The sequence below is a fragment of the Streptomyces sp. NPDC085931 genome, from assembly GCF_044540565.1.
In the GTDB taxonomy this organism is placed as follows: domain Bacteria; phylum Actinomycetota; class Actinomycetes; order Streptomycetales; family Streptomycetaceae; genus Streptomyces.
The window spans coordinates 155250-168152 of the sequence record NZ_JBITSK010000015.1; the positions used below are offsets into that span (position 1 = coordinate 155250).

Below are 12903 nucleotides of genomic sequence, written 5' to 3' on the forward strand. Positions count from 1 at the left end.
GTCAGCCGGCGAACTCGGGCCCGCGCACCCGCGCGCGGGCCCGCCGGTACCACCGCCAGGCGATCGTCCTCGGCCCGTCCCGGTAGGGCGCGACGCGTGCCCCCGTCCCGGCCAGCCAGCCCTCGACGTCGGCGACGGTGTGGCCGCGGCGGACGATGAGCCGGGCGATGCGGTACCGCTCGTCGTGGCCGGAGCTGAGGGCGTGCCGGACGGCGGTCGCCGTCTCGTAGCCGGCCCGGGCCGCCATGGCGCGCACGCGCGGGCTGTTGTAGCCGTGCGGGTAGGCGAGGTGGCGGACCTCGTGCCCGAGGGCGTCCTCCAGGACGGCCTTGGAGGTGCGCAGTTCGCGGGTCAGGTCCTTCGCGGGCAGCGTGTCGAGCTGCGCGTGCGTCACCGTGTGGCTGCCGATCTCCATGCCGGAACGTTCCAGCTCCGCCACGCCTGCCAGGGTCATCATCGGGGCGGGCGGCAGCAGACTGCGGCCGCCCGGGGTGATGGCGCCGGTGGTGAGATAGGCGGTGGCGGGCAGCGCCCGCTCGGCCAGCGCCTCGGCGGTGGGTCCGGGCAGATCGGCGAACCCGTCGTCGAAGGTGAGCAGCACGGGCCGGGGCGGCAGGGGCGCCCGCCCGGCCAGATGATCGGCGATCGCGCTGATGGTGACGGGCGTACGCCCACTGCGCGCCACGGCGTCCAGCTGCGCGGCGAACTGCGCGGGCGTGACCGTGAACTCGGCGATCCAGCCGGGCGGGTCGTCCATCACGCAGTGGTACAGGAGGACCGGGACGGCCGGAGAGCCGGCGTCCTCCGCCGTGCCCGCCGGGGCCCGGGTCATGTCACCGCGGACCTCGCCGTCGCGCGCACGGCCGGTGCCGGCCGGGGCTATCGGCCCCTCCCCGTCCCGCGTTCCCCGCTCCGCCCGGCCTCTGCCGCCTCCCCGGCCCTCGCCCCGCCTGCTCGTCGGTGTCCTCATCCCGCCCCCCGCACACTCGCGCGCAGCGCCCGCCGCGCCTTCAGATAGCCGACCGGTCCGTACACCATCCCCCTGCGCTGCAGGCGCGACAGGCGCCGCGGCCAGGGGTGCGTACGCACGTCGTGGTCGCCCGGTGTCCCCCCGCCCCGCGTCTCGCGCGCGGCCGTCAGCGCCCGCGCGTGCGCCAGGCCGCGCGGCAGCCGGGCGAGGAACGCCGGCAGCAGCGCGGGCCGGTTCACCAGTACCGCGGTGAGGTACGCCGTGAGGCCGGCGCCGTAGCCGTACGCCTGGGTCTCCACATCCCGCCAGGTCTCCCGGTGGTGGTGCCAGACCAGGGCGTACGGCGTGTAGCGCAGCCGGTACCCCTCGGCCAGGACCCGGACGAAGCCGTAGAGGTCGTCCCCGCCGCGGGCGGCCGTCCCCGCGCCGGTCGCCGGGTCGAAACCGCCGACGGAACGCAGGACCTCCGTACGGAACGCCATGTTCGCGCCCGAGCCGAACCGCCCGGCCGTGAACGGGAACAGCGGCTCGTCGACCGGCGGGTCCGCCGGGTCGTACGTCCTTGGAGTGAAGCCCTTGGCGAAGCCGCCGTGGCTCTCCAGGAGCACCTGGGCCGGTGTCGTCAGCCGGGCGGGCAGGATCAGCCCGGTGCCGCACCCCAGTGCGGCGTCGGCGGCGAAGGGCGCGGTCAGCTCGGTCAGCCAGCGCGGGTCGGCCACCACGTCGTCGTCCGTGAAGGCGACCACCTCGCCCCGCACGGCGGCCAGGCCCGCGTTGTGCGCGACCGCCAGGCCCGGCACGGGCTCGCACAGGTACCGCACGCGCTCGGCGTACTTCCGCTCGACCAGCTCCCGCGTCTCGTCCGTCACGGGCGCGTTGTCCACCACGACGATCTCGAACCGCGGATGGTCCTGGGCCAGCAGCGAGTCCAGCGCCCGGGCCAACTGCCCGGCCCGCTCCCGGGTGGCCACGACGACACTGGCGTACGGCGGCTCCACCGGCGCGGCGGCATCCGCCGCGACGGCCTCCGTTGCGACGGCATCCGCCGCGGCAGCTTTCGCCGCGACCGCCCCCGTCGCGACGGCCTCCACCGCGGGGCGCTCCACCGCGGGGCACTCCGCCCGCGCCCGGGCCGCCAGCACGGCCCGCGCGTCCGCCCCCTCCGGTATGTGCCCGAGCAGCGTGCCCACCGGGCGGCCCTGCCGTCTGACCAGGACGAACACCTCGCCGTGGGTCACCGGCGGGCTCCCCGGGCCGGGGCTGAGCACTGCCTCCTCGCCGTCCAGGTCCAGCTCGGCGACCTGGACGGCACCGATGGCCAGGAACCGCCGAATCTCCTCCTGCGCACGCGCCGAACGGACCATGCGCCCTCCCCCCTCGTCGTCAGGTACGGCGCAGCCGGGCCGCGCCCTTCAGGGTCCGCGCGGCCAGCGCCGCGAGCCGCGGCCGGGCGCGGACGAAGCTGTGCGCGCGGCGCGCCGGCTCGCGGCTCAGCCAGTGCAGTGCCGCGCCCGCCCCCGGCCGGATCACCGCGCCCTCGTACACGGGCAGTTCGCCCGTCTTCAGCGCGTCCTTGTACTCGGCCGCGCCCCGCCCCAGGTCGAGCGTGGCGATGCCCGCGGCGGCCGCCGCCTCGGCCATGCGCAGGTGCAGCACCAGACCGGGCGAGAACCTCGCGAACTCCGGCTCGTAGGCCGGGAACCAGCAGGCCAGCACCGACGCCGAGCGCAGCCCGAAGTGCGCGGCGACGGGCCGGTCCCCGGCGTACAGCACGGACAGGGTGCCGCTGCACTCCGGCGCCCGGGTGCGGGCCAGGTGCCCGACGAGCCGGGTGATCCACTCTTGCGCGAACCGGTCCCGGCGGCCGGTCCTGCGGTACTGCGCCGACTTCCACTCCATGAGCGTGCGCAGCGCGGCCGGGTCGCGTTCGTCGAACACGAACCGCACCTCGCCGACCTGCCGGCCCAGCCTGCGCTCCTTGGCCAGGGTGGTCTTCAGGAACTTGGGCGACTGGGCGCGCAAGCCCGACTCGTAGGTCTCGTAGCCCTTCTCCACGTCGACGACGTAGGTGGCGTGCTCCTCCGCCGCGTGCGGGACGAACAGCCGCTGCTCCGCCTCCAGGTTGTCGAAGGCGAAGGACGACAGCGAGCAGGCCCGCAGCAGTTCGCCCGGCTCCAGGTCCAGGCCGGCCCGCAGGATCGCGCCCTGCGCATCCGAGACGCCGAGCCCGATGGCCCGGCCCTGTCCCAACGGGCCCCGTTCATGGGGCAGGAAGCCGGCCGGCTCCCGGCCGTCGTAGACGACCGCGACCCGGGCCCGCGGCCTCACCAGACCGACGGCCTCGGTGAACTCCGGTTCCATGAAAGGGTTGCGCGGTGCCTCTGAGGCGGCGCGCAGCGCGCGCCAGCGCTCCCTCTCCTGCTCGCCGAGCTCCCCGGGCCCGGCCACGCGGATGCGCCCACTGCTCAACCTGACCCCCCGATCAAGTCCCCCTGGACACATGGAAGGTACCGCTCGATGCGGCCCCTCGGGTAGGTAGCGGACCATGTTGTTGCCAACTGGTGCAGAGGCCTTCAACCGGGCAATCGGCGTGCGCCCGGCAATCGGCGTGCGCCGTGCGATGAAACGAACGGGCGCGTTGTCCGTATTCTCTGATCATGGCCGCACCCCTCGCATATTCACTCATCGCCACCGACCTGGACGGGACGCTGCTGCGCGGCGACGACACCCTGTCCGACCGGTCCCTCGCCGCACTCGCGCGGGTGGCGGACGCCGGTGCCCAGCACCTCGTGGTGACGGGCCGCCCGGCGCCGAGAGTGCGGCCGCTCCTGGACGACCTGGGGTGCACGGGGCTCGCGGTGTGCGGGCAGGGCGCGCAGGTGTACGACGCCGGCGCGCACCGGATGCTGTGGTCCGTCACGCTCGACCGGGAGCTGGCCGAGACGGCCCTCGGGAAGATCGAGGCCGAGGTGGGGGAGGTGTACGCGGCGGTCGACCAGGACGGGGTCGACGGGCTCACGCTCATCGAGCCGGGCTACCTCATGCCGCACCCGACGCTGCCCGCGGTGCGGGTCGACCGGCGCGACGAGCTGTGGGGCGAGCCGATCAGCAAGGTGCTGCTGCGCCACCCCTGTCTGTCGGACGACGAACTGGCGGCGACGGCCCGCTCGGTGGTGGGGTCACTGGCGACGGTGACGATGTCGGGGCCGGGCACGGTCGAGCTGCAGCCGTGCGGTGTCACCAAGGCGACGGGGCTGGCGCTGGCCGCCGAGCACCTGGGGCTGCGGCCCGCGGACACCATCGCCTTCGGTGACATGCCCAACGACATCCCGATGTTCGACTGGGCGGCGTACGGCGTCGCGATGGCCAACGGCCATCCCGAACTCAAGGCCGTGGCCGACGAGATCACGCTGTCGAACGAGGACGACGGCATCGCCGTCGTCCTCGAACGACTGCTGGGCGGGACGGCTCAGTACGGGCCGTTGACGTTGTCGATCGAGCCGTAGCGGTCGGCCGCGTAGTTGCAGGCCGCCGTGATGTTGGCGACCGGGTCGTACGGGTCGTAGGGGGTGCCGGGCACGTGGTAGGCGGCGAAGGTCGGGTCGATGACCTGGAGCAGGCCCTTGGACGGGGTGCCCTTGGCGGCGTTCGAGTCCCAGTTGTTGATCGCCTGCGGGTTGCCGGACGACTCCCGCATGATGTTGCGGTAGATGCCGTCGTACGAGCCCGGGATGCCCTGCTGGGCCATGATGTCGAGCGCCTCGCGGATCCATCCGTCGAGGTTGTTCGCGTAGGTCTTCGCGGCGGCCGGGGTGGCCCGGGTCACGCCACCGGCCGGCTCGGCCGGGGCGGACGACTGCGTGGCCTTCTTCTCGGCGGCGGCCTTGGCCGTGGCCACCTTGAGCTTCAGACCCGCGTGGATCACCGCCGGGTCGTCGCCGACGGCGGCGCGGTTGGCCTTGTAGAGCTGCTTCCAGCCGCCGGAGACGTCGTACTTCTCCGCGATGCCGTACAGCGTGTCGCCCTTGGCCACGGTGTACGTGAGCGACGTGGCGGGCTGGGCCGCCTGCGGCACGGTCTGCGCGGCCGGCACGGTCTGCGCGGCGGGCGCGCTCTGGGGCTCGGCGGCGCTCGCGTGCGTGGCGCCGAGGAGCGGCAGGGTCAGTGCCGCTCCGCCGGTTCCGACGGCGACGACACCACGGGTGATCGGGTTCCTGCTGGGGCGACGGTGCTTACCTCGTCCGGGCATGGCGATGTTCCTCTCCGGCGCCTGCGAGGTGAGCTGTCGGGTTCGGGCCGGGAGGTGCCCGGCCGCACACGGCGTGCTGCTGTCGTGCGCGGCTTCACCCCGAGCCGTTCCGCTGTCGTGCGGACCGGCGACTTACCTGGGTCCCCCGCTCCTGCCCTGCGTGAGTGAGTCGGTGTGTGTGGGGAGTCCGGGCGGCGGCAGGATTCGGCGGTCCGCCGGACTGGGCCGGAACGTATGCGAGAGCACATGCCGGGAACAAGCACCGGAGTCACACCAGGCACTGTTCGACCTTGGTCCGGGGGGATCGGACCGCTTGATCCTTTGCGCGAGCCAAGCCTCAACTCGCTTTCGGCGGAAGGCGAAACCGCCCGGTGCCCCGGTGGGGCCGGGGAAGGGCCGAAGTGATTCAATTCACTGATCACGACCCGGGGCGCAATGTCCCGCAAGAGGAATTTGCTTCGTTAATGCCGCAAATCTCGCATAGGTCGCGAATTCCCGGTAAGTCGGAACATGTCTGTTCTTATGAGCTGATCGAAAACATAGCGGTCGTGATCGGATACCACCCGGCCTGTAACCATGGGCGCTGGCGGTGATCGAAACGTGACCGGATACGCTGATCCGAGTGATGGCAGCGACCTATCGACAATCCGCGTAAGCACCGGCAGACACCAGCAGACAGGAGACCCCTCGTGACCGACGTCGGGCCGTTCGGGCTGAGCGTGCGGGACCAGGCTCTGGAGGCCGATGTCCAGGCCGGACTGGCGGCTGTCGAGGAAGGCCTGCTAGAGGCCACCAAGAGTGAGGTGCCCTTCATCACGGAGGCCGCCCAGCATCTGGTGCGGGCCGGCGGCAAGCGGTTCCGGCCGCTGCTCGTGATGCTCGCCGCCCAGTTCGGCGACCGGCACGCGCCCGGCATCGTGCCGTCGGCCGTGGTCGTGGAGCTGACCCACCTCGCCACGCTGTACCACGACGACGTGATGGACGAGGCCGCCGTGCGCCGCGGGGTGGACAGCGCCAACACCCGCTGGGGCAACTCCGTCGCGGTCCTCACCGGCGACTTCCTCTTCGCGCGCGCCTCGCACATCCTGGCCGACCTCGGCCCGGAGGCCGTGCGGGTGCAGGCCGAGGCGTTCGAGCGGCTGGTCACCGGCCAGATCCTGGAGACGGCCGGACCGCAGGACGGCCGCGACCCCGTCGAGCACTACCTCGACGTGCTGGGCGGCAAGACCGGCTCGCTGGTCGCCGTCTCCTGCCGGTTCGGCGCGATGATGTCCGGCGCCGACGAGACGGTCGTGGACGTGCTGACCCAGTACGGCGAGCGGCTCGGCGTCGCCTTCCAGCTCGCCGACGACGTCCTGGACATCGCCTCCGACTCCCACGAGTCCGGCAAGACCCCCGGCACCGACCTGCGCGAGGGCATCCCCACCCTGCCGGTGCTGCGGCTGCGCGAGCGGGCGGCCCGGCTCGGGCTCGCCGAGGACGTCGCCCTGTGCGAGCTGCTGGACTCCGACCTCACCGACGACGCCCGGCACGCCGAGGCCCTGCGCCTGCTGCGCGCCCACCCGGCGCTCGAACAGGCCCGCCGGGACACCGTCCGCTACGCCGAGGACGCCCGCTCGGCGCTGGCACCGCTGCCCGAGTGCGCCGCGAAGACGGCCCTGGTGGAACTGTGCGACGCGGTGGTGCACCGGGCCGGCTGACCGCCCGCCGCCCCCCCCGACCCCTACGGGTCGGGGGAGGAGCCGCCCTCCCGTGTCATACCCCAGCAGTACGCCGAGTTGAGTCCGGGGTCTGACGTATCTGCCTGGCCGATTTGGTCAGATGGAAACCACGGAAAACACCACTCCTCACCTGTTCGGGTGAGAATGGCGGCTCAGGGACGAGTGCGTGCACGACACGGACAGCCGCCGCCGACCACGGAGGTAGGGCACACATGGCACCGTACGCATCCGACGACAGCACGACCGGCGGGGAGGTCGACGAGCGGAACTCCCGGCGGCGCAAGGCCGCGCGGTACGTCGTCCCGGTGACGGTGGTGGGGGTGGCGGCCGCGACGATCGGCCTGGTCCCCGCACTCGCCGACTCCGGTGACCCCGACCTTCCGAAGATCACCGCAGAGCAGCTCATCCAGAAGATCGCCGAGTCGGACACCGAGCAGTTCTCCGGCACGGTGAAGATCAGCACCGACCTCGGCCTGCCGAACCTCGGCGGCCTGGAGTCCGGCCTGCTGTCCGGCGCCGCGGGCGGGGGCGAGGGCTCCTCCTCCGCCGACCCGACGGCCAAGCTCACCGAACTGGCCTCCGGCACGCACACCCTGCGCGTCGCCGCCGACGGCCCCGACCGGCAGAAGCTGTCGCTGCTGGAGAACGCCGCCGAGTACAGCATCGTCCACAACGGCAAGGACGTCTGGGCCTACGACAGCAAGTCCAACGAGGTCTACCACGGCACCGCCTCCGCCGGCCCGGAGCGCGACAAGGACCGGCAGCCGCCGGCCACGCCGAAGGACTTCGCCGAGGAGGCCCTGAAGGCCGTCGGCGACACGACCTCCGTGACCGTGGACGGCACCGCCCAGGTCGCCGGCCGGGACGCCTACAAGCTGCTGGTCGAGCCGAAGCAGTCCGGCTCGACCGTCGGCGCGATCACCGTCGCGGTGGACGCGGAGACGGGTACGCCGCTGAAGTTCACGCTGACCCCGTCGAGCGGCGGCGCCGCCGTCGTCGACGTGGGCTTCACCCAGGTCGGCTTCGCCAAGCCGGCCGCCTCGACCTTCGACTTCACCCCGCCGAAGGGCGCGAAGGTCACCGAGGAGAAGGACGCCGGAAAGGACTTCGGCAAGGAATTCGGCAAGGACTTCGGCAAGGACTTCGAGAAGGGCGGGGCGCGCGGGCACGCGGAGAAGGCCCCGAAGCCCGGCGCCGGCCTCGGCGACGGCCCCGCGGGCGTGAAGACCATCGGCGAGGGCTGGAACGCCATAGCGACCTTCGACACCGGCGGCGAGGGCGTGCCCTCCGGCGAGGCGGCCGGCCAGTTCGGCGGCTTCCTCGACTCGCTCGGCGACAAGGTCACCGGCGACTTCGGCTCGGGCACGGTCTTCTCGACCCGTCTGATCAACGCCCTGGTCACCGACGACGGCAAGGTCTACGTGGGCGCCGTCACCAAGGACGCGCTCGTGAAGGCGGCCGACGCCGGGAAGTGAGTCCCGTCCGCGCGCGGGGCAGCCGGCCCCGCACCGCGCGGGACGCGAAGAGAACGAGGAAGCCGATGGGCGAACCGTCCGCCGCGGAGCCGGAGCAGCCGGGCGAGCAGACCGGGGAACCGGTCATCGCCACCCGCGCGCTCACCAAGCGCTACCGCGGCGGACAGCTCGCCGTCGACGGTCTGGACCTGACCGTCCCGGCGGGCAGCGTCTTCGGTTTCCTCGGCCCCAACGGCTCCGGCAAGACCACCACCATCCGCATGCTGATGGGCCTGATCGAGCCCACCTCCGGCACGGCGCGGGTCCTCGGGCGCCCCATGCCCAGGGCCACCCGCGCCGTGCTCCCGCAGGTCGGCGCCCTCATCGAGGGCCCCGCCCTCTACGGCTTCCTCTCCGGCCGCGACAACCTCCTGCGCTACGACGCCGCCGACCCGGCCGCCGATCCGCGCACCCGGCGGGCCCGGGTCGCCGCCGCCCTGGACCGGGTGGGCCTGACGGCCGCGGCGGGCAAGAAGGCCAAGGCGTACTCGCTCGGCATGAAGCAGCGCCTGGGCCTGGCCGCCGCCCTGCTCCGGCCGCGCAGGCTGCTGGTCCTCGACGAACCGACCAACGGCCTGGACCCGCAGGGCATGCGCGAGATCCGCACCCTGATCCGCGAACTCGCCTCCGACGGCACGACCGTCTTCCTCTCCTCGCACCTCCTCGACGAGATCGAGCAGGTCTGCACCCACGCGGCCGTGATGGCGCAGGGCCGGCTCCTCACCCAGGGCCCGGTCGCCGAGCTGGCCGCCGGGGCGCGCGGCCGGCTGGTGGTGACCACGCCGGACGCGGCGGAGGCGGCCCGCGTGCTGAAGGAACAGGGCGTCGGCGACCTCTCCGTCGCCGGCGACCGGGTCACCGGTGAGGTCCCGGACCGCGACCTGGCCGAGCTGAACGCCGCGCTGGTCGCGGCAGGGGTGCGGGTGCGCGGCTTCACGGCCGAACGAGCCTCGCTGGAGGACGCGTTCGTGGCACTGACCGGGGAGGGCTTCGATGTCGCGGGCTGACGTCACGCGGACCGAGGGGCCGGCGAACCCGCTGTGGACCTTCGGGCTGCTGCGCAACGAACTGACCATCACCTTCCGGCGCTGGCGCACCCTGGCGCTGCTGGCCGTCCTGGCGGGCGTGCCGGTCCTGGTCGGCATCGCCGTCAGGATCGAGACGAGCGACGGTTCCTCGCCCGGCGGGGGCGGCGGTCCGGCCTTCATCTCGCAGATCACCAACAACGGCCTGTTCCTGGTCTTCACCGCCCTGGCCGCCACCCTGCCGTTCTTCCTGCCGATGGCGGTGGGTGTCGTCGCGGGCGACGCGATCGCCGGGGAGGCCAACGCCGGTACGCTGCGCTACCTCCTGGTCGCCCCGGCCGGCCGCACCCGGCTGCTGCTCACCAAGTACGCGACGGTCGTCCTGTTCTGCCTGGCGGCCACCCTCGTGGTCGCCGTCTCGGCCCTGGTGGCCGGCGCGCTGCTCTTCCCGCTCGGCGACCTGACGACCATCTCGGGTACGCGGATCAGTTTCGCCGAGGGTCTGGGCAGAGCCCTGCTGATCTCCCTGGCCGTCGCCGCCTCACTGATCGGCGTGGCGGCGCTCGGCCTGTTCGTGTCGACGCTGACCAACAGCGGCATCGCGGCGATGGCGACGACGGTGGGCCTGCTGATCACGGTCCAGATCCTCGACCAGATCCCGCAACTGCACGCCCTCCAGCCGTACTTCTTCTCCCACTACTGGCTGTCCTTCGCCGACCTCATGCGCGAGCCGGTCTACTGGGACGAGCTGGCGAAGAACCTCGGCCTGCAGGCCCTGTACGCGGCGGTGTTCGGCACGGCGGCCTGGGCGCGCTTCACGACGAAGGACGTCACGGCCTAGCCGGACCGGCCGGGGGCGGACCTCACTGCTCGTACGGGAAGCGGGCGAGCGGTGCCTCCTGCGCGAAGAACGTCTTGGCGCGGGCCAGGGCCTCGGTGTCGTTCAGCACGTCACCGGGCTTGCTGCCGTTGCCGAGCAGCACCCCGCCGAAGCGCATCCCCATGTAGGCGGCGGAGTTGCCGAGCGTCCCGATCAGCGGGTCGGCGACGACCTCCTCCTCGTGCGCCAGGGCGGTGACGCCCCACAGCGTGCGTCCGGCCAGGGTCGCCTTGAAGTCGATCCCGGGCGTGCGCAGCCAGCCCGACCAGTGGTCCAGGTAGCGCTTGGTCTGCGCGGAGACCGAGTACCAGTACAGGGGCGAGGCGATCACGATGTCCGTCGCCGCGAGCGTGGCGTCGAGCAGCAGGGCCGTGCTGCCCTCGGTGGGGCGGACGTGGTCGCTGTCGTGCCGCAGGTCCTCGAACTCGGGGAGCGGGTGTTCCCGCAGGTCGATCCACTGCTGGGCGACGCCCGGCGGCAGCTGCTCGGCTGCCCGCCGGGCCAGCAGCTCGGTGTTGCCGTCGGCACGGGAGCTGCCCAGGACGAAAAGGAAGCGGCGGGTCATGGCGGTCCCCTTGAATGGTCGGCGTGCATCAATTATGCGCGCTTGCATCATATGCGTACGCAACTAAATGTGCCAAGGGGCGCCGGGCCGCGCCGGGGTAAGTACGTCCCTCCCGGGGGCATGAGGGCGCCGGCGTGCCCTCTGCGGCCCGTCAGCGGCCGGCGCCGCGTGCTTCCGCCTCCCGTGCCACGGCCAGGAGCAGCGCCTCCCGCCCGTGCGGGGCGACGAGTTGCAGGCCGGCCGGGCAGCCGTCGCGGCCGAAGCCGGCGGGCAGGCTCAGGGCCGGATGCCCGCTGAGGTTGAACGCCCAGGTGAGCGAGGTGGAGTAGCGGTCGCCGGGTCCGTCGTGGCCGTGCGGGGCGGTCGGGGCCGTCGGCGTCAGCAGGAGGGGGGCCTCGCTGAACGCGCCGGCCAGCCGCCGGTCGTTCTCCGCCCGGACGCGGTGCGCCGCGGCGCGCCCGGGATCCGGCTCGGGCGTGTTCCCGGGCGACACGGCACCAGGGGCGCGCAGGGCGTGCAGGGCGCGCAGGGCGAGCCAGGCGGGCGCGGGATCCCTCAGCCGCACCGGCGTCCGCGGCCGCACCAGCCGTACGACACCCGCCGCCGCGAGCCGCTCGGCCAGGGCCCGGGCCAGGGCGACGGGCTCCGGGTCGGGCCCGGCGAAACCGAGGTCGGGCGACCAGCCGGCGGCCACGGGCAGGGGCGGACGGGCCACCGCCGCTTCGCCCGACACCGCCTGCCACCACATCGCCGCGTCCGCCGCCGAGCGCGCGAGCACGCCCGGGGCGGCCAGTCCCGAGCGGTCGGCGGAGGGCAGCCGTCCGTTCGTGGCCTTCAGCCCGAGCACCCCGCACCAGGCCGCCGGGATCCGCACCGACCCGGCCCCGTCGCCGCCCGTCGCCAGCGGCACCAGCCCGGCCGCCACCGCGACCGCGGCCCCGGCCGACGAGCCACCCGGCGTACGGTCGGCCCGCCACGGGTTGACGGTCCGGCCCCGGGCCCCGAGTCCCCAGGTCTGCCACGGCGTTCCCGGCCCGGGCACCGAGGTCGCCCCCACGGCGACGGCACCGGCGGTGAGCAGCGGGCCCGCCGCGCGCAGCCCGCGCCGCCCCTTCACGGCGACCGGCACACCGGCCAGCGGCAGCGCCCCGCCCCCGCCCGCGTCCAGCAGCGCGTCCAGCTCCGCCGCCCGGCGCAGCGCCTCCTCGTGCCACACCTCGACGAACGCGCACAGCGTCCGGTCGGCCCGGTCGATCCGTTCCAGCGCCGCCGCGACGACGTCGACCGCGCGCAGCTGCCGGGCACGGACGCCCGCGGCGAGTTCCCCGGCCGTCGGCGTGACGGCCGTCAGTGCACCGCTCCGGTCAGCCGGGCCAGGGCCGCCGTCTCACGCGGCGGACGGCCGAGCTCACCGAGCCGCCACGCCGGCACCCACGGCACGCGGTACACGTCGATGACCGACTCCAGGGACTTCACCCGCTGGGCCAGCGGACGCGGCAGCCGGCCCGGGGCGTCCGCCACCAGGACGACGGCGTCGAGGTCCAGTTCCGGGGGAGCCTGACCGCGGCGGAACGCCTCCACCGCGCCGGCGACCGTGTCGAGACCGGCCGCGTGCGTCCGGGCCACCAGCAGCACCGACGGCGGGGCACCGGCAGCGGGCCAGGCGCGGCCGCTGTCATGACCGCCGTAGACCGCGGCGAGCGTGGAGACGCCTGCCCCGCCGTGCGTGCCGACCCAGGAGAAACGGCGTGCCGCGGCACGGTCGTGCGCGGGCTCGGGGGCGCCGGGACCCGGGGCGGCCACCGGGGGTCTCAGCCAGATCTCCGGACCCTGTCGCATGCCTGTGTGCATGCCCTTCTCCTCCCTCGTGCACCCGGTCCTCATGCCCTGCCGAACGACCCGTTCGGGCGCACGGGCCTTGGGACGAGCCTGTGACACCCCGGTGACGTGAGAAACGGGGGCGAGCGGACACACTCGAC

12 protein-coding genes and 1 riboswitch are annotated in these 12903 nt (G+C 73.7%); of the genes, 5 read left to right on the forward strand and 7 right to left on the reverse strand.

What is annotated here, in order from left to right; genetic code table 11:
- Position 1 precedes the first annotated feature (1 nt).
- The 3 genes from ACIGAN_RS28505 to ACIGAN_RS28515 all read right to left on the reverse strand — a co-directional run bounded on the left by ACIGAN_RS28505 (position 2) and on the right by ACIGAN_RS28515 (position 3472).
- The gene (locus ACIGAN_RS28505; protein WP_399861891.1) at positions 2-832 is read right to left on the reverse strand and encodes a polysaccharide deacetylase family protein; all 831 of its coding nucleotides are present in this window, start codon (positions 830-832) and stop codon (positions 2-4) included.
- A 134-nt stretch (positions 833-966) separates the two neighbouring features.
- Positions 967-2334 (reverse strand): glycosyltransferase, encoded by a 1368-nt coding sequence (locus tag ACIGAN_RS28510; protein ID WP_399861893.1) that lies wholly within the window; start codon positions 2332-2334, stop codon positions 967-969.
- Between the two features lie 19 nt (positions 2335-2353).
- A complete protein-coding gene (locus ACIGAN_RS28515) occupies positions 2354-3472 on the reverse strand; it encodes a GNAT family N-acetyltransferase (RefSeq protein WP_399861895.1) in 1119 nt (372 codons plus the stop codon).
- Between the two features lie 155 nt (positions 3473-3627).
- On the opposite strand from ACIGAN_RS28515, the gene ACIGAN_RS28520 reads away from it, so the two are divergent.
- Positions 3628-4476 (forward strand): HAD family hydrolase, encoded by an 849-nt coding sequence (locus ACIGAN_RS28520; RefSeq protein WP_399861897.1) that lies wholly within the window; start codon positions 3628-3630, stop codon positions 4474-4476.
- On the opposite strand, the gene ACIGAN_RS28525 is transcribed toward ACIGAN_RS28520, so the two are convergent.
- On the reverse strand, positions 4440-5219 hold the full coding sequence (locus ACIGAN_RS28525; protein ID WP_399861899.1) for a transglycosylase SLT domain-containing protein: 780 nt from the start codon (positions 5217-5219) through the stop codon (positions 4440-4442). The two genes, ACIGAN_RS28520 and ACIGAN_RS28525, sit on opposite strands and share 37 nt — an antisense overlap.
- A gap of 3 nt (positions 5220-5222) precedes the next feature.
- A riboswitch (cyclic di-AMP (ydaO/yuaA leader) is annotated at positions 5223-5404 on the reverse strand.
- A gap of 504 nt (positions 5405-5908) precedes the next feature.
- Between ACIGAN_RS28525 and ACIGAN_RS28530 the strand changes: the two genes are divergently transcribed.
- The 4 genes from ACIGAN_RS28530 to ACIGAN_RS28545 all read left to right on the forward strand — a co-directional run bounded on the left by ACIGAN_RS28530 (position 5909) and on the right by ACIGAN_RS28545 (position 10320).
- On the forward strand, positions 5909-6919 hold the full coding sequence (locus ACIGAN_RS28530) for a polyprenyl synthetase family protein (RefSeq protein WP_399861901.1): 1011 nt from the start codon (positions 5909-5911) through the stop codon (positions 6917-6919).
- 233 nt (positions 6920-7152) lie between these two features.
- Positions 7153-8415 (forward strand): LolA family protein, encoded by a 1263-nt coding sequence (locus ACIGAN_RS28535; protein WP_399861903.1) that lies wholly within the window; start codon positions 7153-7155, stop codon positions 8413-8415.
- A 65-nt stretch (positions 8416-8480) separates the two neighbouring features.
- Positions 8481-9461: an ATP-binding cassette domain-containing protein gene (locus ACIGAN_RS28540; protein ID WP_399861905.1), complete on the forward strand. Its 981-nt coding sequence runs from the start codon at positions 8481-8483 to the stop codon at positions 9459-9461.
- Positions 9448-10320 (forward strand): ABC transporter permease, encoded by an 873-nt coding sequence (locus ACIGAN_RS28545; RefSeq protein ID WP_365088758.1) that lies wholly within the window; start codon positions 9448-9450, stop codon positions 10318-10320. Before ACIGAN_RS28540 ends, ACIGAN_RS28545 begins: the two co-directional genes overlap by 14 nt.
- Positions 10321-10342: 22 nt before the next feature.
- On the opposite strand, the gene ACIGAN_RS28550 is transcribed toward ACIGAN_RS28545, so the two are convergent.
- From ACIGAN_RS28550 to ACIGAN_RS28560, 3 genes are all read right to left on the reverse strand, one after another.
- The gene (locus ACIGAN_RS28550; RefSeq protein ID WP_365741616.1) at positions 10343-10924 is read right to left on the reverse strand and encodes a flavodoxin family protein; all 582 of its coding nucleotides are present in this window, start codon (positions 10922-10924) and stop codon (positions 10343-10345) included.
- A 151-nt stretch (positions 10925-11075) separates the two neighbouring features.
- Positions 11076-12218 carry an amidase family protein gene (locus ACIGAN_RS28555; protein ID WP_399861959.1) on the reverse strand — a complete coding sequence of 381 codons (1143 nt, stop codon included), beginning with the start codon at positions 12216-12218 and terminating at the stop codon, positions 11076-11078.
- Between the two features lie 53 nt (positions 12219-12271).
- Positions 12272-12775 carry a DUF6668 family protein gene (locus tag ACIGAN_RS28560; protein WP_365741614.1) on the reverse strand — a complete coding sequence of 168 codons (504 nt, stop codon included), beginning with the start codon at positions 12773-12775 and terminating at the stop codon, positions 12272-12274.
- Positions 12776-12903: the final 128 nt, after the last annotated feature.

Excerpts from the sequence above, each read along its gene's own strand:
- ACIGAN_RS28505 (WP_399861891.1), bottom strand. The coding sequence starts at position 832 with ATGACCCGGGCCCCGGCGGGCACGGCGGAGGACGCCGGCTCTCCGGCC.
- ACIGAN_RS28510 (WP_399861893.1), bottom strand. The coding sequence starts at position 2,334 with ATGGTCCGTTCGGCGCGTGCGCAGGAGGAGATTCGGCGGTTCCTGGCC.
- ACIGAN_RS28515 (WP_399861895.1), bottom strand. The coding sequence starts at position 3,472 with ATGTGTCCAGGGGGACTTGATCGGGGGGTCAGGTTGAGCAGTGGGCGC.
- ACIGAN_RS28520 (WP_399861897.1), top strand. The coding sequence starts at position 3,628 with ATGGCCGCACCCCTCGCATATTCACTCATCGCCACCGACCTGGACGGG.
- ACIGAN_RS28525 (WP_399861899.1), bottom strand. The coding sequence starts at position 5,219 with ATGCCCGGACGAGGTAAGCACCGTCGCCCCAGCAGGAACCCGATCACC.
- ACIGAN_RS28535 (WP_399861903.1), top strand. The coding sequence starts at position 7,153 with ATGGCACCGTACGCATCCGACGACAGCACGACCGGCGGGGAGGTCGAC.
- ACIGAN_RS28540 (WP_399861905.1), top strand. The coding sequence starts at position 8,481 with ATGGGCGAACCGTCCGCCGCGGAGCCGGAGCAGCCGGGCGAGCAGACC.
- ACIGAN_RS28545 (WP_365088758.1), top strand. The coding sequence starts at position 9,448 with ATGTCGCGGGCTGACGTCACGCGGACCGAGGGGCCGGCGAACCCGCTG.
- ACIGAN_RS28550 (WP_365741616.1), bottom strand. The coding sequence starts at position 10,924 with ATGACCCGCCGCTTCCTTTTCGTCCTGGGCAGCTCCCGTGCCGACGGC.
- ACIGAN_RS28560 (WP_365741614.1), bottom strand. The coding sequence starts at position 12,775 with ATGCACACAGGCATGCGACAGGGTCCGGAGATCTGGCTGAGACCCCCG.